This is a genomic window from Pararhizobium arenae (genome assembly GCF_001931685.1).
Taxonomy (GTDB): Bacteria; Pseudomonadota; Alphaproteobacteria; order Rhizobiales; family Rhizobiaceae; genus Pararhizobium; species Pararhizobium arenae.
Genome location: NZ_MOOY01000006.1, coordinates 61,334 through 85,092, shown reverse-complemented (window position 1 = coordinate 85,092; position 23,759 = coordinate 61,334). Strand labels below are relative to the sequence as shown.

Here is a 23,759-nt window from a genome sequence, read left to right as displayed (position 1 = left end):
GGAGCGCTGCTGTTTCAGTCTGTCGGGGAGGGCAGGTCTCTCGCTATTTGCGGCTTTCAGTTCACCGCAGTCACGGTAAACCCATCCTTGCGTAGCAGCTCGATCAGGCCTTCCGTGCCCGGCAGATGCAAGGCACCAACAGCCATGAAGGCCTTGCCCTGGTCGAGGATCGGGCGGGCGCGTGATGCCATCGTATGATTGCGATCGGTGATGATGCGCTGCTCGAAATCGGCATCGTCGGCGCTGCCGGCCTGTTCTTCGGAGATAGCCTTCATCATCGGCATGACCATGCCGATTTCGCCCTGCAGATAAAGCTCGGTGGTCGTTTCCATCACGTCCGTCACCGTGTCGCCAAGCTTCAACGTCTCGACCAGCGCCTGAACGTGAAACTCGGCGGGCAGGGCGTCCATGGCCTGCAGCTGTTCGACCAGCGTTTCGAGCCCCTTCAGCGTCTTGCCGCTCTTCAGCGCCTCTTCGGCAAGTTGCTTGTCGAGGAAGGAGGCGCCGGCTGCCTTGCGGGTCATTTCGCAGGCTGGCAACGCCACGAAGCTGGCGATCATCCAAGGCTTCATCTTCGAGACCAGCGCCAGCGGAATGCCGCGTGCCTTGAGACCCGTTTCCAGTGTCTCTTTTTCTTCCGGCGCCAGGAAGTCGCCAATCGTCTTGCCATCGGTGAACATGGTGAGATCCGGCCGCATCATGATGGCGGCGGCGGCCTTCTTTTCGTCGACGATCTCGTCCGATTCGATGATGACGGTGTCCGCCGCCTTATAGGCTTCACGGGCCCCCTTCGGCATGGCGAGAACCCGCGGATCGGTCACATGCATGGTGCCGAGCAGAAAGGAGGGCGCGACGCCATCCTTCTCGATCTTCCAGAACAGGCCTTTTCCGTTCGGGATGTTTGCCGCCTCCTTCTCGACGGCGGCAAGCCGCGCAGGGGCGTTGGCGCGCCAGTCATCGACAAGATTGCGCCCGCCGCAGCTGGCGTCTTCGGCGCGGGCCTGCGAGACGGCGAGCAGAGTGGCAATCAGGCTGAGCGCAAAAACCAAATGCAGCGTCGTCACCAGCGCGACGACGGCATCGCCGAGATATTCGGCAGCGCGGCGTGCGGAGAGAACCATGGAATCCGACATGTCTTGTCCCGTCTGGAGAATCAGCGTGCCCGACCCTATTGTCGAAGCCTTGACGCCCAGCTTAATGGAAAAGGTTAATTTTGATCCTATTGCGGCAGTTCAGGCACGCGGATGGGCGCGATCGTAAATTTCGAGCAGCCGCGCGGAATCGACACCGGTATAAACCTGCGTGGTCGAAAGGCTGGCATGGCCGAGCAGTTCCTGGATCGTCCTGAGATCCCCACCGCCCGCCAGAAGATGCGTGGCGAAGGAGTGGCGCAAGGCGTGGGGTGTCGCGGTGTCCGGCAGGCCGAGCGCGCCGCGCATTTTCTGCATTTCGCGCTGAATGATGCCCGGCTGCAGCTTGCCGCCGCGCGCGCCGCGAAACAGCGGCGCGTCGCCGTCGATATGATACGGGCAAAGGCTCCGGTATCGGCTCACGGCATCGTTTGCCGCCGCAATCAGCGGCACGATACGCGTCTTGCCGCCCTTGCCGGTGATGCGCAGCGCTGTCGGCGTTCCCGAAAAATCGTTGCCGACAAGGTCCAGCGCCTCGGCAATACGCAGGCCGCAGCCATAGAGAAGCGTCAGGACGGCGGCGTTGCGGGCAGCGATCCAGGGCTCTTCGGCAAGCTGCGCTCCTTCTGTTACCACCTGCAGGGCGTCCGTATCGGTCAACGGCTTCGGCAGAGATTTCGGCTGTTTCGGGGAGCGGATGGCGCTGGCGCCGGCCGCATTGGCAAGTCCCTTGCGCTCCAGATAGCGCAGGAAGGAGCGCAGCCCTGCCAACCCGCGCCCGAGTGTTCGTGCCCCGGCGCCATCCTTGCGGCGGGCGGCGAGAAACCCGCGCAGATCGGCCGGGCGGAGAGCCTCGATGTCGCTCAATCGCGCGGGTCCGCTCAGATGACCGGTGAGGAAAGTGAGAAACTGCCGGCTGTCGCGCTCATAGGCCTCAACGGTCTTTTCCGACAGCCGTCGCTCCCGTGCCAGCGCGCCCAGCCAGTTCTGCCGCTCGGCCATCAGTTCCGGATGGCCGATAATCAGGAGTTCGTTCATCGCCGTCTTGTCCTCGTTCAAGGGCCAATCTGCGATGAAGGCTTTAGCTTTCTGTTAATGCTGAAGCTTTCTGTTAATGCTGAGGCCTCAACCCCATATGAGAAAGGCCCCGCGAGCGGTTCGCGAGGCCTTTCGATGGATTGGGATGCGGAAAAGATCAGGCGATCTTCTGGCCGGTCTTTGCCCAGTCGGCGAGGAAGGTGGCAAGGCCGGCATCCGTCAGCGGGTGCTTGACGAGCGCCTTCAGCGTTGCCGGCGGCGCGGTGACGACGTCGGCGCCGATCAGAGCCGCTTCCTTGATGTGGTTGACCGTGCGGGCGGACGCCGCGAGAATCTCGGTCTCGAATCCGTAGTTGTCGAAGATCTGGCGGATTTCGCGGATCAGGTCCATACCATCAAGCGCGATGTCGTCGAGACGGCCGATGAACGGCGAAACGAAGGTCGCGCCGGCCTTGGCGGCAAGCAGCGCCTGGTTGGCCGAGAAGCACAGCGTCACGTTGGTCTTGTGACCATCCGAGGTCAGGTTCTTGCAGGCCTTGAGGCCGTCGAGCGTCAGCGGCAGCTTGATGCAGATGTTGTCGGCGATCTTTGCGATGACAGCCGCTTCCTTCATGATCGTCTCGTAGTCGGTGGCGGCAACTTCGGCCGAAACCGGGCCTTCGACGATGCCGCAGATTTCCTTGGTGACTTCAAGGATGTCGCGGCCCGACTTCAGGATGAGCGAGGGGTTGGTCGTCACGCCGTCCACGAGACCCAGGTCATTGAGTTCCCGGATTTCTTTTACATCGGCTGTATCGACAAAAAACTTCATGGAATTCTCCCTTGGGACACGCTGCTGCGCTGTTGTTCGGGGTTTCCTTTAACGCAAACCGAAGGCAAGGTCACGGCCGATGACAGAAGATTCGACCGATTTGTTTAGGGCCCTGTTTGCTGCGCGGGTCGTGCCTGTGCTGGTGCCTATGCCAGCCCCCAAAGCATACTCCTATCTCGTGCCGGAGGGAATGGCGGTGCAGCCTGGCTCCATCGTGCAGGTGCCGCTTGGGCCGCGTCAGGTCATAGGCGTCGTTTGGGATGAGGAGGGGCAGGAGCCTGTCGATCCGAAGAAACTGAAGGAAATCACCCTCGTCTTCGATTGCCCGCCCTTGAAGCCCGAGATGCGCCGTTTCCTCGATTGGGTCTCCTCTTACACCGTCTCGCCCCCCGGTCTCGTGGCCCGCATGGCCTTGCGCGCGCCAGCCGCGCTCGATCCCGAGCCGATGGTGGAAGCCCTGCGCCTCACGGATACGCGCCCGGAGCGTATGACGGATGCACGGTCACGGGTTATCGCGGCGGCAGATAACGGCTTTGCCTGGACCCGCTCCGGCCTTGCCCATGCAGCCGGCGTCTCTTCCAGCGTCATCGATGGGTTGACGGCACAGGGCGTGTTCGAGACGATCTTCATGCCGCCGCCGCCCGTGGTTGCTGCGCCGGATCCTGATTTCGTACCCGCCAGACTGGAAGGCCTGCAGAAAGCCGCGGCCGAGGAACTGCTGGAGAAAGTGGGGGCGGGCAGTTTTTCCGTCTCGCTGATCGATGGCATCACCGGCTCCGGCAAGACGGAAGTCTATTTCGAGGCGATCGCTGCGACCCTGAAGGCGGGCAAGCAGGTCCTCATCTTGCTGCCGGAAATCGCCCTGACCGCGAGCTTCCTCGAACGCTTCCAGGACCGGTTCGGCTCCAAGCCGGCCGAGTGGCATTCCGATCTTGCTCCCCGCACGCGCGAAAAGGTCTGGCGGCAGGTCACGGAAGGTGGTGTGCGTGTTGTAGCCGGCGCCCGCTCCGCGCTTTTCCTGCCCTTCGAAGATTTGGGTCTCATCATCGTCGATGAAGAGCACGATCCAGCCTACAAGCAGGAAGACCGTGTCTTCTATAATGCGCGGGACATGGCTGTGGTGCGTGCCCGCATCGGCGATTTCCCGGTCGTGCTTGTCTCTGCGACCCCGTCCGTCGAAAGCCGCGTCAACGGCGATCTCGGCCGCTACGCAGCGATCCACCTGCCGACGCGTTACGGCGATGCGGCATTGCCTCATCTCGGCGTCGTCGATATGCGCCGCCATCCGCCGGAGCGCGGCGGCTTTCTGTCGCCAGTGCTGCTCAACCAGATCGGCAAGGCGGTCGGGCGCGGGGAGCAGGCACTGCTCTTCCTCAATCGCCGCGGTTACGCGCCGCTGACGCTCTGCCGCGTCTGTGGTCACCGCTTCCAGTGCCCGGATTGCTCAAGCTGGCTGGTGGAACATCGTTTTCGCGGCCAGATCCAGTGCCACCATTGCGGCTACGCGCAGAAGACGCCGGAAGCCTGCCCGGAGTGCGGCACCTTCGATCACCTCGTTGCCTGCGGTCCCGGCGTCGAGCGCATCGCCGAAGAGGTGGATCGTCATTTCCCGGATGCGCGAACGATCGTGCTCTCTTCGGACCTGATGGGTGTCAAGCGCCTGCGGCTGGAGCTGGAGGCGATCCAGCGCGGAGAAGCGGATATTGTTGTCGGCACACAGCTCGTGGCGAAAGGGCATAACTTTCCGATGATGACCTTCGTCGGCATCGTCGATGCCGATATCGGCCTTTCCAACGGTGACCCGCGGGCTGCGGAGCGGACCTTCCAGCTTTTATCACAGGTCACCGGCCGCGCCGGCCGGACGGGTCTGAAATCGCTCGGCCTGCTGCAAACCTACCAGCCGCAGCATCCGGTCATGCAGGCCATCGTTTCCGGCGATTCGCACGCCTTTTACGAGCGTGAGATCAGCGAGCGGGAAAAGGCACTGCTTCCCCCTTTCGGCCGTCTTGCGTCATTGATTGTCTCCGCCGAAACCCGCGCCGAAGCGGAAGGTCATGCCCGTGGCCTTCGCCAGTCAGCCCCTCAGGTCAGCGGCATCAGCATCCTCGGCCCCGCCGAAGCCCCGCTAGCCTTGATCCGCGGCCGCCACCGCTTCCGCCTTCTCGTCCACGGCCGCCGTAACAGCGACATGCAGAGCTTTGTGAAGACAATGATTGCAGCGGGGCCGAAGGTGAGGGGTTCGGTCAGCGTACAGCTCGATATCGATCCGCAGAGTTTTCTGTGATGACTTCAGATTGGCAACGGATGAATGCAGGCTACAAGTATACTGACCTGAATTAAGCTGTTATCCGCCGGCAATAATGGTTCGTGCATAAGGTCCCTGCTGCGAGGGAGGAACAAGCTTTACATTGAAGAACTTCTTTAATGCATCGCACAGTTGACGAGGCTCGGAACCGTTAGGGTCCTGAAGGGCGCTGGCATCGTTTTCTGTCAGACCCAGCCTCTCCTTGAGTATGGGGCCGAGTTGTTCAATAGGCAGCTTTTCGCCAAGTTTGTTGGATTTTCCGTCGATGTAGGCAATTCGCAATGCCTCGGAATAGATTTTGTAAGCCTTGCCCACCTGCGAAATGGAAAAATCAGGAGTTGAGATGCTGCCCTCCATGAAGCGTACGCATCCCTCCTGATAGTGAACAGAGAGAACTTCAACCAAATTCAGGGCTTTTTCGGCAACTACGATCACGATTGCATCATTGGTGCCTGAAAGCGCGGGGGCGCTATATTTTTCCACCATCGCCACAATAGTTTTGCGGCTAGCATCCCAATCTTGTGTCTCGTCGGCGGCTTCGATGATCGCGCGCGCCTCTTCCATGTGATCGGATAAAATAGCGTGCGTTGCCGGATCGACTTCGGCCAACTGCCTCATGGTGTCCTCAAAGAGGTCTTTAGGCCATATATTCAAAGTGCCGTTTTCCAATTCCGTAAGCAGCAGGCCTCCCGCATAAGAGGCGATGACGACTATCATCAGTGAAGCAAGCCTCTTCACCACTTTAACACTTAACGCCATTGGCAACTTTCTGCTGAAGGGGACTCTGTTTCTTTAAATCGAAGAAGCGGAGTGACACTCACAGAAAGTCTCGTGATGGTCGAGAGAACTGATCGAGGAAACCGGCTTCATCCCCGATTCCCTTTTCTTCGGGGCTAGGATAAAGCTCGCGTTGGATGGCTGAAATAGATCGAGGATCCGAACTATGGAATTCTATATCCCAACGGAAACCGGTGAGTTCCTGGCGTTCTGCGCGGCGCTTGCGACTGCGGCGATCGGTCTCATCTTTCTCTTTGCCCCCGGCCTCGCCTTCAGGGCGATCGGCCTTGACCTGCGCGAAGGCCGGCGTGGCGGTTATGCCGAAGCGCGCTCCGTCATGGGCGGTTTTCCTCTTGGGCTTGGGCTTGCGGCCGTGCTTCTTGCCCAGCCGATGGTTTATCTGGCACTGGGCGTAGCCTTTGCGCTGGCGGCTTTCGGCCGCATTCTCTCCATGCTGTCGGATGGGGGCAACACGCTCTGGAACTGGCTTTATCTCGCCGCCCAGACGGTGCTTGCAGCGCTGCCTTTGGCTTACGTATTTGGCATGATCTGAGAGGCGCCTGATCGCAGGACGGCGCTAGACTGCATCATTTCAAACCTCATTTTTGGCAAAATTTGGCCTGACGATGCCGAGTTATCGCGCATTCGTGGCCTTGGCGTGTTGCGAGTCCAGATATCCTATGCTAGACGAACCGCGACTTGTGGGGGAAGCAAGCCGCCCGGCTTGAAGAACTCAAAAAATATCGCAACAAATTCAAGGTGTTGGGTTTACGGCTCGCCGCAGACATCGCCCTTGGATTAAAATGAGAGAAGCTTGTACCCGTGGCAGATACATCCGAGCTCATTTCCGGTGTTGCAGAAAGGTACGCGTCTTCGCTGTTTGAGCTTGCCCTCGAGGCAAACTCCGTGGAGAGCGTAGGGTCTGATCTGGATCGGTTCCAGTCCATGATCGATGAGAGTGCTGATCTGAAGCGCCTGATCGTCAGCCCGGTCTTTTCTGCCGACGACCAGTTCAAGGCAATTTCTGCCATCGTCACCAAGGCCGGCATTTCCGGTCTGGTCGCAAATTTCCTCAAGGTCGTTGCCCGCAATCGCCGCCTCTTTGCGGTGCCGGGCATCGTGAAGTCCTATCGCGTCATCGCCGCCCGTCATCGTGGCGAAGTGGCTGCTGATGTGACTTCGGCCCATGCGCTGGATGCAGCGCAAGAAACAGAATTGAAGGCGGCGCTGAAAGGCGTCACCGGCAAAGACGTGGCGATCAACGTGACCGTTGATCCGTCTATTCTCGGTGGTTTGATCGTTAAGGTCGGGTCCCGCCAAATTGACACTTCCCTTCGCACAAAGCTCTCGAGCCTTAAGCTTGCACTGAAAGAGGTCGGCTGATGGATATCCGCGCCGCGGAAATTTCCGCAATTCTCAAAGATCAGATCAAAAATTTCGGCCAGGAGGCAGAAGTCTCCGAAGTCGGACAGGTGCTTTCCGTCGGTGACGGTATTGCCCGCGTCTACGGTCTGGACAACGTCCAGGCAGGTGAGATGGTTGAATTCCCGGGCGGAATTCGCGGCATGGCCCTGAACCTTGAAGCCGACAACGTCGGTGTCGTTATTTTCGGCGCCGACCGCGAAATCAAGGAAGGCGACACCGTTAAGCGGACTGGCGCCATCGTCGACGTTCCGGTTGGTCCGGAACTGCTCGGCCGCGTCGTTGACGCTCTCGGCAATCCGATCGACGGCAAGGGCCCGATCAATGCCGCCAAGCGTTCGCGTGTTGACGTCAAGGCTCCCGGCATCATTCCGCGCAAGTCGGTTCATGAGCCGATGTCGACCGGCCTCAAGGCTATCGACGCTCTGATCCCGGTTGGTCGTGGCCAGCGCGAACTCGTCATCGGTGACCGTCAGACCGGCAAGACCGCCATCATTCTGGACACGATCCTGAACCAGAAGGCGATCCACGATAACGGCCCGGAAGCTGAAAAGCTGTTCTGCGTATACGTCGCTATCGGCCAGAAGCGCTCGACTGTTGCCCAATTCGTCAAGGTGCTCGAAGAGCGCGGCGCGCTGAAGTACTCGATCATCGTTGCGGCGACGGCTTCCGATCCGGCTCCGATGCAGTACCTCGCTCCGTTCGCCGGCGCTGCCATGGGCGAATACTTCCGCGACAACGGCCAGCACGCTCTGATCGGTTACGACGACCTTTCCAAGCAGGCTGTTGCCTATCGCCAGATGTCCCTGCTGCTGCGCCGTCCTCCGGGCCGCGAAGCTTATCCGGGCGACGTTTTCTACCTTCACTCCCGCCTGCTCGAGCGCGCTGCAAAGCTCTCCGACGAAATGGGTGCTGGCTCGCTCACGGCTCTGCCGGTCATCGAAACCCAGGGTAACGACGTTTCGGCGTTCATCCCGACCAACGTGATCTCGATCACCGACGGCCAGATCTTCCTTGAAACGGACCTGTTCTATCAGGGTATCCGCCCCGCCGTTAACGTCGGTCTGTCGGTTTCCCGCGTTGGTTCGGCCGCTCAGATCAAGGCGATGAAGCAGGTTGCCGGCTCGATCAAGGGTGAACTCGCCCAGTATCGTGAAATGGCTGCCTTCGCCCAGTTCGGTTCGGACCTCGACGCTGCAACGCAGCGTCTCCTGAACCGCGGGGCCCGCCTGACGGAACTCCTGAAGCAGCCGCAGTTCTCGCCGCTGAAGACGGAAGAGCAGGTCGCGGTCATCTTCGCAGGCGTGAACGGCTACCTCGACAAGATTCCGGTCGCCAAGGTCGGCGCCTTCGAGCAGGGCGTGCTGTCCTACATGCGCTCGGAAGGCAAGGCTATCCTCGACACCATCCGCACGGAAAAGGCTATCAGCGACGACACCAAGGGCAAGCTCAAGGCTGCTCTCGATGCCTTCGCCAAGTCTTTCGCCTGATCGGGTTCCATAAGGACGGATAACGGATGCCTTCACTTAAGGATCTGAAAAACAGGATCGCCTCCGTCAAGGCGACGCAGAAGATCACCAAGGCGATGAAAATGGTCGCCGCGGCGAAGCTTCGGCGTGCGCAGGAGGCGGCCGAGGCCGCTCGGCCTTACTCGCAGCGTATGAGTGCTGTTCTCTCGAACATCGCTCAGGCTGTCGGCGGCGACGCCGACGCCCCGCTGCTGATGACGGGCACCGGCAAGGATCAGACGCATCTTCTCGTCGTCTGCACCGCAGAGCGCGGCCTTTGCGGCGGCTTCAACGGACAGATCGCCCGTTTTGCGCGCGATCACGTCCGCAAGCTTCTGGCTCAGGGCAAGACGGTCAAGATCATCTGCGTCGGCAAGAAGGGCTTCGATATCCTGCGTCGCGAATTCGCGTCGCTGATCATCGACCGTGTCGATCTTCGCGAAGTCAAGAAGATCGGTTTCGAGAACGCTGATGTGATCGGCAAAAAGATCATCTCGCTCTTCGAAAAGAGCGAGTTCGATGTCTGCACGCTGTTCTATTCGGAGTTCAAGTCGGTCATTTCGCAGGTTCCCACCGCGCTGCAGCTGATCCCGGCTGCTGTTCCGGAAGGTGTCTCTGCCGATACGGGCGCGATCTACGAATATGAGCCCGATGCCGGCGAGATCCTCAGCGACCTGATCCCGCGCAACATTTCTGTCCAGGTGTTCCGGGCTCTGCTCGAAAACGTCGCGGGTGAAATGGGTGCCAAGATGAGCGCGATGGACAACGCCACGCGCAATGCCGGTGAGATGATCAACAAGCTGACGCTCAACTACAACCGTCAGCGTCAGGCGCAGATCACCAAGGAACTCATTGAAATCATTTCGGGCGCGGAAGCGCTCTAAGGTTACGGAAAGAGGGTAAGAATTATGGCTAAGGCAGCTACCCCCACAGATACCGCAGCGGTGAAGAAACCGGCTGCACCGCGGAAGGCAGCTTCTGCCAAGGCTCCGGCTGCTGTCGTCGCGGCAGCAGGCGCAATCGGTAAGGTCACCCAGGTCATCGGCGCCGTCGTCGACGTTGCCTTCGAAGAAGGTCAACTGCCGTCGATCCTGAACGCGCTGGAAACCGACAACAACGGCAACCGCCTTGTTCTCGAAGTTGCCCAGCACCTCGGCGAAAACGCCGTCCGCACCATCGCCATGGACTCGACCGAAGGTCTGGTTCGCGGTCAGGCGGTCACGGACACGGGCTCCCCGATCTCGGTTCCGGTCGGCGACGAGACCCTCGGCCGCATCATGAACGTCATCGGCGAGCCGGTTGACGAAGCAGGCCCGCTGATCACCGCTTCCAAGCGCGCCATCCACCAGGACGCTCCGGCCTATGTCGAGCAGTCTACTGAAGCCCAGATACTCGTCACCGGCATCAAGGTCGTCGACCTGCTCGCGCCTTACGCAAAGGGCGGCAAGATCGGCCTGTTCGGCGGCGCCGGGGTCGGCAAGACCGTTCTCATCATGGAACTGATCAACAACGTCGCCAAGGCGCACGGTGGTTACTCGGTGTTCGCAGGCGTGGGTGAACGTACCCGCGAAGGCAACGACCTTTACCACGAAATGATCGAGTCCGGCGTGAACAAGCATGGCGGCGGCGAAGGCTCCAAGGCTGCGCTCGTTTACGGCCAGATGAACGAACCGCCGGGCGCCCGCGCTCGCGTCGCGCTCACCGGTCTGACCATCGCTGAAGACTTCCGCGACAAGGGCCAGGACGTTCTGTTCTTCGTTGACAACATCTTCCGCTTCACCCAGGCAGGTTCCGAAGTGTCGGCTCTTCTCGGCCGTATTCCTTCGGCCGTTGGTTATCAGCCGACGCTCGCCACCGACATGGGCCAGATGCAGGAACGCATCACCACCACGACCAAGGGTTCGATCACCTCGGTTCAGGCCATTTACGTTCCCGCCGACGACTTGACCGACCCGGCGCCGGCAACCTCGTTCGCCCACTTGGACGCAACGACCGTTCTGTCGCGCTCGATCGCTGAAAAGGGTATCTACCCGGCTGTCGACCCGCTCGACTCGACCTCGCGCATGCTCGACCCGATGGTTGTCGGTGAGGATCACTACGAAGTTGCTCGTAAGGTCCAGACGACCCTGCAGCGCTACAAGGCTCTCCAGGACATCATCGCCATCCTGGGCATGGACGAACTGTCTGAAGAAGACAAGCTGGCCGTTGCCCGTGCTCGTAAGATCGAGCGCTTCCTGAGCCAGCCGTTCTTCGTCGCCGAAGTCTTCACCGGTTCCCCGGGCAAGCTTGTTGCTCTCGAAGACACGATCAAAGGCTTCAAGGGCCTCGTCAACGGCGAGTACGATCACCTTCCGGAAGCCGCCTTCTACATGGTCGGCTCCATCGACGAAGCGATCGAAAAGGCCAAGAAGCTGGCTGCTGAAGCCGCTTAATCGAAGCGAATAGCGAATAGGGAGTAGCGAATAGGGATAGATTGGAATGTGCGGAACGGTTTTTCCAACCTATTCGCTATTTACTATTCGCTATTCGCTAATTTGAGATGGCTGATTTCAACTTCGAGCTTGTTTCTCCGGAACGTCTGCTCCTTTCCGAGCGGGTGACGGAAGTCGTCATTCCGGCAACGGAAGGCGAAATGACCGTCATGGCCAACCATGCCCCGACCATGACCACCCTGAAGCCGGGCGTCGTCACCGTGAAGACCGCTGCCGGTGCAACGAACCGCTACGTGGTTTTCGGCGGTTTCGCCGATATCCTGCCAACCGGCTGCACGCTGCTGGCTGAGTCCGCCGTGTCGTCCGATGAGTTCGATAGGGCTTCCCTTGATAAGCGTATCGCTGCCGTCAAGGCACAAATCGACGAAAACAACCACAGCGACGAGCATCTGACTCGTCTTGAGCAGTTCCTTGCTGAACTGACCCAGCTCAACGAGATCGTTGTCGCCGCCTGATCGGTTCAACCCGATGGACGTTTTCAGAACCCCGCTTCGGCGGGGTTTTTTGTTGGCTTCGGGGTAACACGGCTTCAACGACACGCCGTTCGGGTCGTGATCACGGATCCGGTTCGGTTATTAATCATGGATACAGTTTGCCTCTGCGCTAGTTTCCTTTTGACACAGTCCTGGGTTAGGCTTGGCCATTTCCAGAATTGAATTTGGGCGGTTATCCGCCACCGCGTATAGAGGTATCCATGTCTGTAAAAATCATCCCGGTCATTATGGCCGGTGGCAAGGGAACGCGCCTTTGGCCGCTTTCCCGCGCCGAAGCACCAAAGCAGTTCCTGCAATTTCTCGGCGACTTTTCTCTTTTTCAACGCACCCTTCAGCGGGTGTCCGATCCTGCGCTTTACGAACCCGCGATCATCGTCACAAATGCCGATTTCCGTTTCATCGTCGCCGAGCAGGCGCGCAGCGTGGATGCGGAGCTTGGTGCTATCCTGCTTGAGCCGATCGCCCGCAACACCGCGCCGGCGCTTGCCGCCGCCGCTTTTGCCATTTTGCGCGATCATGGCGATGGCGCCATCATGCAGGTTCTGGCATCCGACCATGAGATCGACGCCGACACGACGTATTTCGACTGCATCCGCCTCGCCCGCGAAACGGCAGATGCCGGAAAACTCGTTACCTTCGGCATCAGGCCGACAGAAGCCGCGACCGGCTACGGCTATATCGAAACGGGCGATTCGCTCGATTCAGGGGCCCACAAGGTTGCCCGTTTCATCGAAAAGCCAAATCAGCAGCGTGCCGAGGAACTGGTTGCGGACAGTCGGTATCTCTGGAATTCCGGCATGTTCATGCTGCCGGTCAGCCAGTTCCTAGGCGAAATCCTGCGCCACGCGCCGGGCGTCTATGACGCTGCGCAGCGGGCCGTTCAGGCGGCGAAGCATGATCTGGATTTCATCCGCCTCGATGAGGAAACATTCTCGCAAGCCCCGGATATTTCGGTCGATTACGCTGTTTTCGAAAAGACGGCCGATGCCGCCGTCGTGCCCTCCGGCTTTCGCTGGTCCGACCTCGGCAGCTGGGATTCCGTCTGGGCCGTGGGCGACAAGGATGCCGATGGCAACGTGCTGGGTGAGAAGGTGACGGTCAACAACACCCGCAACTCGCTGGTGCTTTCCCGGGATATCCATATCGCCGTGCAAGGATTGTCCGAGGTTGCGGTCATCGCCAGCGAAGATGCCGTCTACATCGGCCCTTTGTCGGAAAGCCAGAACGTCGGCCAGATCGTCAAGCGTCTCGGCGCATCCAAGTCCACCAGCATCTTGACCCAGACGCACCCAACATCATACCGCCCGTGGGGCTCGGTCGCATCGGTGCTGGCAGGAAAGCGTTTTGAGGTAAAGAAGCTTCGCGTGCGCCCGGGTGCCAGTATCTCGCTGCAAAAACATCATCATCGCGCCGAACACTGGATCGTGGTGCGCGGCACCGCCGAAATCATCATCGACGGCCAGACGCGACTTCTGCATGAAAACCAGTCCGTCGATATCCCTCAGGGCGCCGTGCACCGCCTCAGCAATCCCGGCAAGATCCCGCTGGAACTGATCGAGGTACAGACCGGCTCTTATCTTGGCGACGATGACATCATCCGCCTCGACGACGACTTCGGCCGCACCTGACCCCAAACGAAAACGCCCGGCATCACGCCGGGCGTTCTCCTCCTCCGCAGGTGACCGTCTTAGCTTGCGGCCTTCTCGGAATAGTGACGCTGCTCGTAGTAGTGGCCGAAGCGGCTCTTCAGGAACGGGTCGAGGCTGATTTCTTCCTGGCGGACGAAACCCTTTTCCGGCAGTTCGCCCTTGGCGAGCATGTCGAGCACGGCGCAGATGCTGCAGGCCGTGGTGATTTGGATGGCGCTCATCATGCGCCCGGCAACGACGGCGCTGTAGACCTTGTTGGCATAGGTTTCCTGCACCAGACGGCCATCCTTGCGGCCGGATACGGTTACGAAGACGATAACGACATCCTGCATGGTAGAGGGCAGGGCGTTCTCAAAGATGTCCTTCAGCACTTCGCGGCGATGGCGCAGACCGAGGTCGTTCAGCAGCGCCTTCATGATCGCGGCATGGCCGGGATAACGGATGGTGCGGTAGTTCAGCGTGCGCACCTTGCCCTTCAGTGTCTCGCAGAGCGTGCCGAGGCCGCCTGACGTGTTAAAGGCTTCGTAGGTCACGCCGTCGAGCGAGAATTCTTCCCGCTCTTCCAGCGCTGGCACTTCGATCAGTTGCCCCTCGACGATGGCTTCACAGGGTTCGATATATTCGTTGATAACGCCGTCCGTGCTCCAGGTGAGATTATAGTTCAGCGCGTTGGACGGATACTGCGGCAGGGCGCCGACGCGCATGCGCACGCTGTCGAGCGTGTCGAAACGGCTGGCGAGATCGTTGGCGACGATCGAGATGAAGCCCGGTGCGAGGCCGCACTGCGGAATGAAGGTGGTCTTGGCGGTCTCGGCGATCTGCTTGACACGGCGGGTCGATTCGACGTCTTCGGTCAGGTCGAGATAGTGCACGCCGGCCTTGGCAGCGGCTTCTGCGATTGCGATCGTCAGATGGTAGGGGGCGGCGCTCAGCACGGCGAATTTGCCGGAAAGCAGCGATACGAGAGCCGTCTGGTCAGCGATATCGATCTGCGCAGTGGCGATTGCCGCGTGCTTTTCGATATGGGCGAGCTGGTCGGCGCTGTGGTCGGCAAGCGTGACATGATAGTCGCCGGAGTTTGCCAGAAGCCGCGCAATGGTTGAGCCGATTTTTCCGGCTCCAATAACGACGATATTTTTCATGTCTGCAATCCCCTCATGTGCATTCGATGCTTTATGATGGGCCCAAGTGCAGTTGAAACGTAGCTTCATTCTGTTAGAAATGACGCATCAATATCGGCAGATAGACGATCAAAAGAAGCGAAATGACGATATCGGATAAAGACCGGCAGCTTCTGTCACTGCTCAGCGAAAACGCCAGGTTGCCAACGGCAATGTTGGCGCGGAAGCTCGGCCTGTCGCGCACCACGGTTCAGTCCCGGATCGAGAGGCTGGAGCGGGACGGCGTGATCGCCGGCTATGGCATCCGGCTGTCGGACGATTTCGAGCAGGGACTTGTGAAGGCCCATGTGCTGATCACGCTTGCTCCCAAGGCGCTGGCGCGCGTGACGCAGGAGCTTCATGCGTTGCAGCAGGTCCGCACGCTGCATTCGGTGAGCGGCAGTTTCGATCTGATCGCGATTATCGCGGCCCCGTCCATCAGCGCGCTCGACCTGATCATAGACCGGATAGGCGAGATCGACGGTGTGGAGCGCACGCTTTCATCGGTGGTGTTATCGACACGAATCAGTCGCTGATTCGCGGGTGTTGAGAACTGAAATCGCGGAGAGGCGTTTGTAGCGCAGATGCTTGCTGCGCTCTCCCACTTCTCCCCTTGTGGGAGAAGGTGGCGCGCAGCGCCGGATGAGGGGGCGGCTGGCTCGGAGTCTGTCGCAAAGACCCCCTCATCTGTCCTTCGGACATCTTCTCCCACAAGGGGAGAAGAGCGAATCGACGGCTTAAACCTGCTTCACCTCCGCAGGCCGCTTGATCAGCGCCGCAGCCTTCACCACCAGAGGATCAAACCGCGAATCGCCTTGATCGATCATGACAAAGAAAGCGCGGCGCATGCGCTGTTCCCAGAATTTGTTGATATGGCCGGAAATCCCCTTCACTTGCTCCCCTTCCGGTTGCGACTTGAAGAAAGTGGCGATCTGATTGGCCATGTAGATGAGCTTGTCGTCGGTCGTCTTGTGCGGCTGGTCATGCGACATCGGAGGCTGCTCCTGGATAGATACGGTCGCTATGGGTGAAAATCTCGAACTCGTCGCCGCGCACCAGAGCGACCAATGTCATGCCGGCCTTCTCGGCCGTGCGGATGGCAAGCGCCGTCGGCGCGGAAATGGCGATGATGACCGGGCTGCCGATCATCGCCGTCTTCTGCACCATCTCGACAGAAACGCGACTGGTAACGACAACGGCGCCATCGCGGCCGGCATAGCCGGCCCGGGCGGCCGCCCCAGCCAGCTTGTCCAGCGCATTGTGCCGCCCGACATCCTCGCGCACGGCAACGATGCCTTTGCCCGGCACGTAAAAGCCCGCGCCATGCACGGCGCGCGTCTCGAAATGCAGCGGCTGCCGGCTGCCAAGCTCGGCGACGGCTTCGACGATATCCCGCTCGCTCATTCGAAGCGGTGAAGCGCTGACATCCGGCGTTGGCCGCACGGCTTCCTCGATCGATTCGATGCCGCAAAGCCCGCAGCCCACCGGCCCGGCCATATGCCGCCGGCGCGCCACCAGCCGGTCGTTGCGATCCTCCGCAAGCCGGATCTGCAGGTCGATGCCGATTTCGGTCCGGATGGCCTCGACCTCTTCGATCTCGCTGATATCGGTGATGATGCCCTCGGTCAGGCTGAAACCGACCGCAAAATCCTCATGATCATCCGGCGTCGCCATCATCACGGCATGGGTCGAGCCGCCATAGCTGAAGGCCACCGGCGTCTCTTCCGGCACAACCCGCTCGCCTTCGCCGACTGAATCTTTGCGGCGAAAGATTTCTGGGACCTTTGCGGTGGTGCGGAGAGACGTCATGGGAGCGTACGGGGTGCAGCTCTACCCCCCTCTGTCACGTCGTGACATCTCCCCCTCAAGGGGGGAGATCGTTCATTTCCCTCGCAGCCTCTCCTTGTTTGAGCGAGAAAGCGCTTCTTGCCGATCTCCCCCCCTGAGGGGGAGATGCCCGGCAGGGCAGAGGGGGGTATCGGCGGCAAGCTCCACATTGATCGGCTCTTATTCCGCCGCCTCAAGCTTCGCCACGATCCGGCGCGACTGCCGGGCCTGCTCGTCATATTCCACCTGCCAGTCCGAAGGCCCGTTGGAGGGCGAGACCTGCACGGCCGTCACCTTGTATTCCGGGCAGTTGGTCGCCCAGTCGGAGAAATCCGTGGTGATGACATTGGCCTGCGTCGTCGGGTGGTGGAACGTGGTGTAGACCACGCCCGGCGCCACGCGATCGGTGATCAGCGCGCGCAGCGTCGTATCGCCCGAACGGCTGGTGAGTTTTACCCAGTCGCCATCGTGAATGCCGCGGTTTTCGGCATCATGGGCATGGATTTCCAGCCGGTCCTCCTCGTGCCAGACGACATTGTCGGTGCGCCGCGTCTGCGCCCCGACATTGTACTGGCTGAGAATACGGCCGGTGGTGAGCAGCAGCGGGAAACGTGGCCCGGTGCGCTCGTGGGTCGCGACATATTCGGTGCGGATGAACTTGCCCTTGCCGCGCACAAAGCCGTCGATATGCATGATCGGGGAGCCCAACGGCGTTTTCTCGTTGCAGGGCCACTGCACCGAGCCCATCTTGTCGAGATAGTCGTAGGAGACGAGGGCGAAGCTCGGCGTCGTTGCCGCGATCTCGTCCATGATCTCGAACGGGTGCGTGTAGTTCCAGTCGAGGCCCATGGCCTGCGCCAGCTTCTGGGTGATTTCCCAGTCGCCATAGCCGTTGCGCGGCGTCATCACCTTGCGCACGCGGTTGATGCGGCGCTCGGCATTGGTGAAGGTGCCGTCCTTTTCGAGGAAGGTCGAGCCCGGCAGGAAGACATGGGCGTAGTTGGCGGTTTCGTTGAGGAACAGGTCCTGCACCACCACGCATTCCATCGCCGCAAGACCGGCCGCCACATGCTTGGTGTCCGGGTCGGATTGCAGGATGTCCTCGCCCTGAATGTAGATACCCTTGAACGAACCATCGACGGCGGCATCCAGCATGTTGGGAATGCGCAGTCCCGGCTCGTCCGAGAGCTTCACGCCCCACATCTTCTCAAAAATCTCGCGGGTCGCATCGTCAGAGACGTGGCGATAGCCCGGCAGTTCATGCGGGAAGGAGCCCATATCGCACGAGCCCTGCACATTGTTCTGGCCACGCAGCGGGTTCACCCCGACTCCGGGGCGGCCGATATTGCCGGTCGCCATGGCAAGGTTGGCAATTGCCATGACGGTGGTCGAACCCTGGCTGTGCTCGGTCACGCCGAGGCCATAATAGATCGCGCCATTGCCGCCGGTGGCGAACAGACGGGCCGCGCCGCGAATATCCTCAGGCTTCACGCCGGTGTATTTTTCGATCGCTTCCGGACTATGGCTCTCATCGGCGACGAAAGCGGCCCAGTCCTCGAATTCCGACCAGTCACAACGCTCCCGGATGAATTTTTCGTCGAAAAGCCCTTCGGTGACGATCACATGGGCGAGCGCCGTCATGACGGCGACATTGGTGCCCGGCTTCAGCGGCAGGTGATAGGCAGCCTCGATATGGGGCGAACGCACGATATCGGTACGGCGTGGATCGATGACGATCAGCTTCGCGCCCTGCCGCAGCCGCTTTTTCAGCCGCGACCCGAAGACCGGGTGGCCGTCCGTCGGGTTGGCGCCGATGATGACGACGACATCGGAATGCTCAACCGAATCGAAATCCTGCGTGCCGGCGGAGGTGCCGAAGGTCTGGCCAAGACCGTAGCCGGTCGGCGAATGGCAGACACGGGCGCAGGTATCGACATTGTTGTTGCCGAAGCCGGCCCGGATCAGCTTCTGCACGAGGAAGGTTTCCTCATTGGTGCAGCGAGAAGACGTGATGCCGCCGATCGCCTCGCGGCCATACTGGTACTGGATGCGACGGAATTCGGAGGCGACATGGGCATAGGCCTCCTCCCAGGTCACTTCCCGCCAGGGATCGGAGACCTTCTCGCGGATCATCGGGTTGAGGATGCGTTCCTTGTGGGTAGAGTAGCCATAGGCGAAGCGGCCCTTGACGCAGGAGTGGCCGCGATTGGCCTTGCCGTCCTTCCACGGCACCATGCGCACAAGTTCCTCGCCACGCATCTCCGCCTTGAACGAGCAGCCAACGCCGCAATAGGCGCAGGTGGTAACGACGGAATGCTCCGGCTGGCCGATCTCGATGACGGATTTTTCCGTCAGCGTCGCCGTCGGGCAGGCCTGCACGCAGGCGCCGCAGGAAACGCATTCGGAGGAGAGAAAGTTTTCGTGCATGCCGGGCGAAACGCGACTGTCGAAGCCGCGGCCCTCGATGGTCAGCGCAAAGGTGCCCTGCACCTCTTCACAGGCGCGCACACAGCGCGAACAGACGATGCACTTGGAAGGATCATAGGTGAAATAGGGGTTGGACTCGTCCTTCGGCATCCAGCGGGCATTGGCTTCGCCGTTCTCCCGCGCCTTGACGTGATTGTCGCCTTCATAGCCGTAGCGCACATCACGCAGGCCCACGGCGCCGGCCATGTCCTGCAGCTCGCAGTCGCCATTGGCGGCGCAGGTCAGACAGTCGAGCGGGTGGTCGGAGATATAAAGCTCCATTACGCCCTTGCGGATGTCCTTAAGGCGCGAGGTCTGGGTGTGTACCTTGAGGCCGGGCGCAACCGGCGTCGTGCAGGAGGCGGGCGTGCCGTTGCGCCCCTCGATCTCCACGAGACAAAGGCGGCAGGAGCCGAAGGCATCGACCATGTCGGTGGCGCAGAGTTTCGGCACCTGGATGCCGGCTTCCATGGATGCCCGCATGATCGAGGTGCCTTCCGGCACAGTGATATCGCGACCATCAATGGTCAGCGTCACCATCTTTTCCGCGCGGGAAGCCGGCGTGCCGTAGTCGATTTCAGGAACGAGGGACATGGCGGACCTCCTGTGCGGAAGAAAGGAAAGAGTGTGGTGCGGAGGCGTTACCCCCCTCTGCCCTGTCGGGCATCTTCCCCTCAAGGGGGGAGATCGCAAGTGGCACGTTCGCGGTTGAAACGCGGCTCATTTGGAAAAAGAACGATCTCCCCCCTTGAGGGGGAGATGTCACGAAGTGACAGAGGGGGGTAGGGTGCGTCAGGCTCATCATTCCGCAGCCTCCACCACCGGCGCCGGCGAAAAGTCTTCCGGGAAATGTGTCATCGCGCTCATCACCGGGTAAGGCGTGAAGCCGCCCAGCGCACAAAGCGAGCCGAATTTCATCGTGTTGCAGAGATCGGCAAGCAACACCTTGTTCTTTTCGGGCTCGATGCCGCGGGCTATCTTGTCGGCGGTCTCGACGCCACGGGTCGAGCCGATGCGGCAGGGTGTGCACTTGCCGCAGCTTTCGATGGCGCAGAATTCCATCGCAAACCGCGCCTGCTTCAGCATGTCGACCGTATCGTCGAAAACGGTGATGCCGGCATGGCCGATCAAGCCGTCTCTCGCGGCAAAAGCCTCGTAGTCAAACGGCGTGTCGAACATCGAGACCGGGAAATAGGCCCCGAGCGGCCCGCCGACCTGCACGGCCTTTACCGGCCGCCCACTGGCCGTGCCGCCGCCGATCTTTTCAACGATCTCGCCGAGTGTCAGGCCGAAGGCAACCTCATAGAGGCCGCCATACTTGACGTTGCCGGCGATCTGGATCGGGATCGTGCCGCGCGAGCGGCCCATGCCGAAATCACGGTAGAATTCCGGTCCTCGGTCGAGAATGACAGGCACGGACGCCAGCGACATCACATTGTTGACGACGGTCGGTCGTCCCAGAAAACCCTGAAGCGCCGGCAGCGGCGGCTTGGCGCGCACGATGCCGCGTTTGCCCTCCAGGCTGTTCAGCAGCGATGTTTCCTCGCCGCAGACATAGGCGCCTGCGCCGCTGCGCACTTCCATGTCGAAGGCGTAGGCCGAACCCAGCACCGAAGGCCCAAGCATCCCGTTCTGGCGAGCGATGCGGATCGCCTCGTCCATGGTCTTGATCGCATGCGGATATTCCGAGCGGATATAGACGTAACCCTTGGTCGCGCCTGTCGCGATGCCGGCGATCGCCATGCCTTCGATCAGCACGAAGGGGTCACCTTCCATGATCATCCGGTCGGCAAACGTCGCGCTATCGCCCTCGTCGGCATTGCAGACGATATATTTCTGCGGCCCGGCCGCATCCATCACCGTCTTCCATTTGATTCCGGTCGGAAAGCCCGCGCCGCCGCGCCCGCGCAAGCCGCTGTCGGTAACTTGGCTGACGATCTCGGCAGGCGTCATCGAGATCGCTTTTGTGAGACCCGTCAGGCCTTGATAATGGCGATAGTCCTCGATCGACAGCGGATCGGTCACGCCGCAGCGGGAAAAGGTGAGACGGGTCTGGCTGGCATAATAGGGAATGTCATGGGTCGGTCCATGGCAGAGCGGATGCGCGCCGCCTTCAAGGAAGCCGGCATCGAAGAGCGAGGCGACATCGGCGGGACGCACAGGCCCATAGGCGATGCGGCCGTGATCGGTACGAACTTCGACTAAGGGCTCCAGCCAGAGCATGCCGCGCGAACCGTTGCGCACGATGCGCGCATCAAGGCCGCGGGCCGCGATTTCCGTCTCGATGGCTTTCGCCACCCTGTCTGCGCCGACGGCCAGCGCTGCGGCATCGCGGGGAACGAAAATGGTGACGGTCATCGGCGCGCCTCCGCAACGAGGTCGGCAATGGCATCGTCATCGAGCCTCCCATGCACCTCGCCATCGAGCATCGCGGCGGGTGCGGTGGAACAGAGCCCGAGACAGTAGACCGGCTCCAGCGTCACCGCGCCATCCTCGGTGGTTTCATGGAAATCGATGCCGAGCAGCGCCTTTACCTTCGCGGCGACGGCATCAGAGCCCATCGACTGGCAGGCCTCGGCCTGGCAGAGCTTTAATACATGGCGGCCGGCGGGATGGCGGCGATAATCGTGATAGAAGGTCACGACCCCATGCACTTCGGCGCGGGAAAGGTTGAGCTCGCGTGCAATCACGGGAAGACAGTCTTCCGGCACATAGCCGAACTCGGCCTGGATCTCATGCAGGATCGGCAGCAGCGGGCCTTCCAGCCCCTTGAGTTCATTGACGATCGCGAGCGTTCGCGCGTCGATATCGGGCACGGGCATATGCAAATTCACGGTCTTCCCTCCCGGCAAGCCAAAGCCTGTTGTCGATGCGGCATCAGCAAAGGCAGCCCATGAGGCCTCCCGCCCGTCGCGCGCCTATTCCTTTAAAAAAAGCTTCGCAGCAGGGCCGTTCCGGGTCAATACGGGTGTTTCGTCGGGCGATAGAAAATTTCTATCAAGCCATCTGTCGCTCGCTCAAAAGGCGTGCTTCGTGCAGCAAGGCCGAAACCAGTGGCGTGAACGGTTCGCGATGGGTCGCAACCAGTCCAACCGTGTGGTGCGCATCGGGCTCGGTGATCGGAATGATCTTGATGTCCTTGTGAAAACCGAATGAATTCGCGACGTTGAAGGGCATGATGCTCGCCCAGTGACCGGTACGCACATGTGAAAACAGCACGATCATCGAGTTGGATTCCAGCGTCGGTGCCGCAACCGCGCCGGCCTCGGCAAAATGCTGGTTGATGATGCGGCGGTTCTGCATATCGGCGGTCAATAGACAAAGCCGAAGACCGCTCACTTCCTTCCACGTCACGCTTTCGCGATCGGCAAGCGGCGTTCCCGCCGCCGTCACCAGATGGTAGCGCTCCACCTGCAGCGGCACGCTGGTCACCCGCCCCAGCGGTTCGTTTTCGAGATAGGTCAGCCCGGCATCGATCTCCAGATTTTCCAACAGGCCGAGGATTTTCAGCGAAGTCGTGGAGATGATGCTGAACGTCACCTCCGGGTGTTTTTCCTGAAACGGCCCGGTGATGCTCGGCACCATGGCCAGCGTCGTCGGGACGGCGCCGATGCGGATATGACCGACGAGCCCCTTGCGCGCCGCCCGCATTTCCTCGCGCATGGTGCGGCTGTCGCCGACGATTCGGCGAGCCCATTCCAGCACCCGCTGGCCCTCCGGCGTCAGTCCCTGATAACGGGCGCCGCGCACGACCAGCATTACGCCCAGCTGATCCTCCAGCTGGCGGATGGCGGCGGACAGCGTCGGCTGGGTGATGCCGCACAGCTCCGCCGCCCGGCCGAAATGCCGCTCCTGCGCCAACGCGATGAAGAATTCCAGCTTGTCGATCATGTCAGCAGATCAGCTGGCCGCCATTCACCTCCAGCACCTGGCCGGTGATGTAGCCGGAAAGCGCAGATGATGCGAGGAAGAGATAGGCCGGCGCGCAATCTTCCGGCGTGCCGAGCCGCTGCAGCGGGATCGATTTCCGCGTCGCTTCCAGCTTTTCCGCGCTCGAATAGCGCTCGTGGAAATCGGTGGTAATCGTGCCGGGCGAAACGCAGTTGACGCGGATGCCATCGGGCGCCAGTTCGCGTGCCAGGGCTTTCGAATAGGTGGCGACAAAAGCCTTGCTCGCCGAATAGATGGCCGAACCGGCGCTGCCGCCCGTCAGCGCGGAAATGGAAACCGTGTTGACGATCGCACCCTGCGCCGCGCGGCGCAATTGCGGCAGCAGTCCGCGGGTGATCTCGACCACCGAGGTCTGGTTGAGCTGCACAACTGTCTCGTATTGATCGTCCGTCAGCTCCGCCGCCGGAAAGCGCCCGACCATGGTGCCGGCATTGTTGATCAGCACATCGACGTGTTCGAACAGGCTGTCTGCGCGGCGCACGACATCCTCAATGCCCTGATCAGTCAGGAAGTCGCCATAAACGATATGCGCGCGCGCTTCCTCGACTGCGGCCTGAAGGAAATCCGGCATCTCGCCTTGCGAACTGCGTCCTGCATGCAGCAGCACATGCGCGCCGCAATCGAGAAACAGGCGCGCAACCTCAAGGCCGATGCCGCGCCCCGCGCCGGTCACGACAACGTTCATTCCCTTGAACAAGGATGGGTGAAACATTTTGCAATCCTCCCGTC

General features: G+C 60.8%; 21 protein-coding genes. 9 read left to right on the top strand and 12 right to left on the bottom strand.

Going from position 1 to position 23,759, the window contains the following annotated elements; translation table 11 throughout:
• Positions 1 to 56: 56 nt before the first annotated feature.
• The 3 genes from BLX89_RS14475 to fsa all read right to left on the bottom strand — a co-directional run bounded on the left by BLX89_RS14475 (position 57) and on the right by fsa (position 2,979).
• Positions 57 to 1,133 carry a TraB/GumN family protein gene (locus tag BLX89_RS14475; RefSeq protein ID WP_083637532.1) on the bottom strand — a complete coding sequence of 359 codons (1,077 nt, stop codon included), beginning with the start codon at positions 1,131 to 1,133 and terminating at the stop codon, positions 57 to 59.
• A 99-nt stretch (positions 1,134 to 1,232) separates the two neighbouring features.
• Positions 1,233 to 2,168: a tyrosine recombinase XerC gene (locus tag BLX89_RS14470; RefSeq protein WP_075291948.1), complete on the bottom strand. Its 936-nt coding sequence runs from the start codon at positions 2,166 to 2,168 to the stop codon at positions 1,233 to 1,235.
• 157 nt (positions 2,169 to 2,325) lie between these two features.
• A complete protein-coding gene (gene fsa, locus BLX89_RS14465) occupies positions 2,326 to 2,979 on the bottom strand; it encodes a fructose-6-phosphate aldolase (RefSeq protein ID WP_075291630.1) in 654 nt (217 codons plus the stop codon).
• Positions 2,980 to 3,058: 79 nt separating this feature from the next.
• Here fsa and BLX89_RS14460 point away from each other — a divergent pair, with 79 nt between their 5' ends.
• The gene (locus BLX89_RS14460; protein ID WP_075291629.1) at positions 3,059 to 5,263 is read left to right on the top strand and encodes a primosomal protein N'; all 2,205 of its coding nucleotides are present in this window, start codon (positions 3,059 to 3,061) and stop codon (positions 5,261 to 5,263) included.
• A 60-nt stretch (positions 5,264 to 5,323) separates the two neighbouring features.
• Here the strand turns inward: BLX89_RS14460 and BLX89_RS14455 are convergent, their stop codons facing one another.
• The gene (locus BLX89_RS14455; protein ID WP_075291628.1) at positions 5,324 to 6,043 is read right to left on the bottom strand and encodes a hypothetical protein; all 720 of its coding nucleotides are present in this window, start codon (positions 6,041 to 6,043) and stop codon (positions 5,324 to 5,326) included.
• Between the two features lie 184 nt (positions 6,044 to 6,227).
• Between BLX89_RS14455 and BLX89_RS14450 the strand changes: the two genes are divergently transcribed.
• From BLX89_RS14450 to BLX89_RS14420, 7 genes are all read left to right on the top strand, one after another.
• Entirely contained in the window at positions 6,228 to 6,614 is a 387-nt protein-coding gene (locus BLX89_RS14450; RefSeq protein WP_075291627.1) for an AGROH133_08824 family phage infection protein, read from the top strand.
• Between the two features lie 269 nt (positions 6,615 to 6,883).
• Positions 6,884 to 7,444, top strand: a complete 561-nt coding sequence (locus tag BLX89_RS14445; protein ID WP_075291626.1) for a F0F1 ATP synthase subunit delta — start codon at positions 6,884 to 6,886, stop codon at positions 7,442 to 7,444.
• Positions 7,444 to 8,973, top strand: coding sequence for a F0F1 ATP synthase subunit alpha (atpA, locus tag BLX89_RS14440; protein ID WP_075291625.1), 1,530 nt, complete (start codon positions 7,444 to 7,446; stop codon positions 8,971 to 8,973). Before BLX89_RS14445 ends, atpA begins: the two co-directional genes overlap by 1 nt.
• 26 nt (positions 8,974 to 8,999) lie before the next feature.
• Positions 9,000 to 9,875, top strand: a complete 876-nt coding sequence (locus BLX89_RS14435; RefSeq protein WP_075291624.1) for a F0F1 ATP synthase subunit gamma — start codon at positions 9,000 to 9,002, stop codon at positions 9,873 to 9,875.
• Positions 9,876 to 9,899: 24 nt separating this feature from the next.
• Complete coding sequence (gene atpD, locus BLX89_RS14430; protein WP_083637528.1) at positions 9,900 to 11,423, top strand: F0F1 ATP synthase subunit beta; 1,524 nt, start codon at positions 9,900 to 9,902, stop codon at positions 11,421 to 11,423.
• 107 nt (positions 11,424 to 11,530) lie between these two features.
• Positions 11,531 to 11,938 carry a F0F1 ATP synthase subunit epsilon gene (locus BLX89_RS14425; protein ID WP_075291623.1) on the top strand — a complete coding sequence of 136 codons (408 nt, stop codon included), beginning with the start codon at positions 11,531 to 11,533 and terminating at the stop codon, positions 11,936 to 11,938.
• A 239-nt stretch (positions 11,939 to 12,177) separates the two neighbouring features.
• On the top strand, positions 12,178 to 13,605 hold the full coding sequence (locus tag BLX89_RS14420; RefSeq protein WP_075291622.1) for a mannose-1-phosphate guanylyltransferase/mannose-6-phosphate isomerase: 1,428 nt from the start codon (positions 12,178 to 12,180) through the stop codon (positions 13,603 to 13,605).
• Between the two features lie 59 nt (positions 13,606 to 13,664).
• On the opposite strand, the gene BLX89_RS14415 is transcribed toward BLX89_RS14420, so the two are convergent.
• Positions 13,665 to 14,768, bottom strand: coding sequence for a saccharopine dehydrogenase family protein (locus tag BLX89_RS14415; RefSeq protein WP_075291621.1), 1,104 nt, complete (start codon positions 14,766 to 14,768; stop codon positions 13,665 to 13,667).
• Between the two features lie 122 nt (positions 14,769 to 14,890).
• Between BLX89_RS14415 and BLX89_RS14410 the strand changes: the two genes are divergently transcribed.
• Positions 14,891 to 15,322, top strand: a complete 432-nt coding sequence (locus BLX89_RS14410) for an Lrp/AsnC family transcriptional regulator (protein WP_075291620.1) — start codon at positions 14,891 to 14,893, stop codon at positions 15,320 to 15,322.
• A gap of 201 nt (positions 15,323 to 15,523) precedes the next feature.
• Here BLX89_RS14410 and BLX89_RS14405 read toward each other — a convergent pair whose 3' ends face one another.
• The 7 genes from BLX89_RS14405 to BLX89_RS14375 all read right to left on the bottom strand — a co-directional run bounded on the left by BLX89_RS14405 (position 15,524) and on the right by BLX89_RS14375 (position 23,742).
• A complete protein-coding gene (locus tag BLX89_RS14405) occupies positions 15,524 to 15,778 on the bottom strand; it encodes a formate dehydrogenase subunit delta (protein WP_075291619.1) in 255 nt (84 codons plus the stop codon).
• Complete coding sequence (gene fdhD, locus BLX89_RS14400) at positions 15,768 to 16,595, bottom strand: formate dehydrogenase accessory sulfurtransferase FdhD (protein ID WP_075291618.1); 828 nt, start codon at positions 16,593 to 16,595, stop codon at positions 15,768 to 15,770. The genes BLX89_RS14405 and fdhD overlap by 11 nt, the downstream gene beginning before the upstream one ends.
• 198 nt (positions 16,596 to 16,793) lie before the next feature.
• Positions 16,794 to 19,673, bottom strand: a complete 2,880-nt coding sequence (gene fdhF, locus BLX89_RS14395) for a formate dehydrogenase subunit alpha (RefSeq protein ID WP_075291617.1) — start codon at positions 19,671 to 19,673, stop codon at positions 16,794 to 16,796.
• Between the two features lie 207 nt (positions 19,674 to 19,880).
• Positions 19,881 to 21,437 carry a formate dehydrogenase beta subunit gene (locus BLX89_RS14390; protein ID WP_075291616.1) on the bottom strand — a complete coding sequence of 519 codons (1,557 nt, stop codon included), beginning with the start codon at positions 21,435 to 21,437 and terminating at the stop codon, positions 19,881 to 19,883.
• A complete protein-coding gene (locus BLX89_RS14385) occupies positions 21,434 to 21,913 on the bottom strand; it encodes a formate dehydrogenase subunit gamma (RefSeq protein ID WP_075291615.1) in 480 nt (159 codons plus the stop codon). Before BLX89_RS14385 ends, BLX89_RS14390 begins: the two co-directional genes overlap by 4 nt.
• Positions 21,914 to 22,076: 163 nt before the next feature.
• A complete protein-coding gene (locus BLX89_RS14380; RefSeq protein ID WP_075291614.1) occupies positions 22,077 to 22,970 on the bottom strand; it encodes a LysR family transcriptional regulator in 894 nt (297 codons plus the stop codon).
• 1 nt (position 22,971) lies between these two features.
• Complete coding sequence (locus BLX89_RS14375; RefSeq protein WP_075291613.1) at positions 22,972 to 23,742, bottom strand: SDR family NAD(P)-dependent oxidoreductase; 771 nt, start codon at positions 23,740 to 23,742, stop codon at positions 22,972 to 22,974.
• Positions 23,743 to 23,759: the final 17 nt, after the last annotated feature.

Bases quoted from the DNA above. Each gene is read 5' to 3' on its own strand.
- BLX89_RS14475 (WP_083637532.1), bottom strand. From the start codon at position 1,133: ATGTCGGATTCCATGGTTCTCTCCGCACGCCGCGCTGCCGAATATCTC.
- BLX89_RS14470 (WP_075291948.1), bottom strand. From the start codon at position 2,168: ATGAACGAACTCCTGATTATCGGCCATCCGGAACTGATGGCCGAGCGG.
- fsa (WP_075291630.1), bottom strand. From the start codon at position 2,979: ATGAAGTTTTTTGTCGATACAGCCGATGTAAAAGAAATCCGGGAACTC.
- BLX89_RS14460 (WP_075291629.1), top strand. From the start codon at position 3,059: ATGACAGAAGATTCGACCGATTTGTTTAGGGCCCTGTTTGCTGCGCGG.
- BLX89_RS14455 (WP_075291628.1), bottom strand. From the start codon at position 6,043: ATGGCGTTAAGTGTTAAAGTGGTGAAGAGGCTTGCTTCACTGATGATA.
- BLX89_RS14450 (WP_075291627.1), top strand. From the start codon at position 6,228: ATGGAATTCTATATCCCAACGGAAACCGGTGAGTTCCTGGCGTTCTGC.
- atpA (WP_075291625.1), top strand. From the start codon at position 7,444: ATGGATATCCGCGCCGCGGAAATTTCCGCAATTCTCAAAGATCAGATC.
- BLX89_RS14435 (WP_075291624.1), top strand. From the start codon at position 9,000: ATGCCTTCACTTAAGGATCTGAAAAACAGGATCGCCTCCGTCAAGGCG.
- atpD (WP_083637528.1), top strand. From the start codon at position 9,900: ATGGCTAAGGCAGCTACCCCCACAGATACCGCAGCGGTGAAGAAACCG.
- BLX89_RS14425 (WP_075291623.1), top strand. From the start codon at position 11,531: ATGGCTGATTTCAACTTCGAGCTTGTTTCTCCGGAACGTCTGCTCCTT.
- BLX89_RS14420 (WP_075291622.1), top strand. From the start codon at position 12,178: ATGTCTGTAAAAATCATCCCGGTCATTATGGCCGGTGGCAAGGGAACG.
- BLX89_RS14415 (WP_075291621.1), bottom strand. From the start codon at position 14,768: ATGAAAAATATCGTCGTTATTGGAGCCGGAAAAATCGGCTCAACCATT.
- BLX89_RS14410 (WP_075291620.1), top strand. From the start codon at position 14,891: ATGACGATATCGGATAAAGACCGGCAGCTTCTGTCACTGCTCAGCGAA.
- BLX89_RS14405 (WP_075291619.1), bottom strand. From the start codon at position 15,778: ATGTCGCATGACCAGCCGCACAAGACGACCGACGACAAGCTCATCTAC.
- fdhD (WP_075291618.1), bottom strand. From the start codon at position 16,595: ATGACGTCTCTCCGCACCACCGCAAAGGTCCCAGAAATCTTTCGCCGC.
- fdhF (WP_075291617.1), bottom strand. From the start codon at position 19,673: ATGTCCCTCGTTCCTGAAATCGACTACGGCACGCCGGCTTCCCGCGCG.
- BLX89_RS14390 (WP_075291616.1), bottom strand. From the start codon at position 21,437: ATGACCGTCACCATTTTCGTTCCCCGCGATGCCGCAGCGCTGGCCGTC.
- BLX89_RS14380 (WP_075291614.1), bottom strand. From the start codon at position 22,970: ATGATCGACAAGCTGGAATTCTTCATCGCGTTGGCGCAGGAGCGGCAT.
- BLX89_RS14375 (WP_075291613.1), bottom strand. From the start codon at position 23,742: ATGTTTCACCCATCCTTGTTCAAGGGAATGAACGTTGTCGTGACCGGC.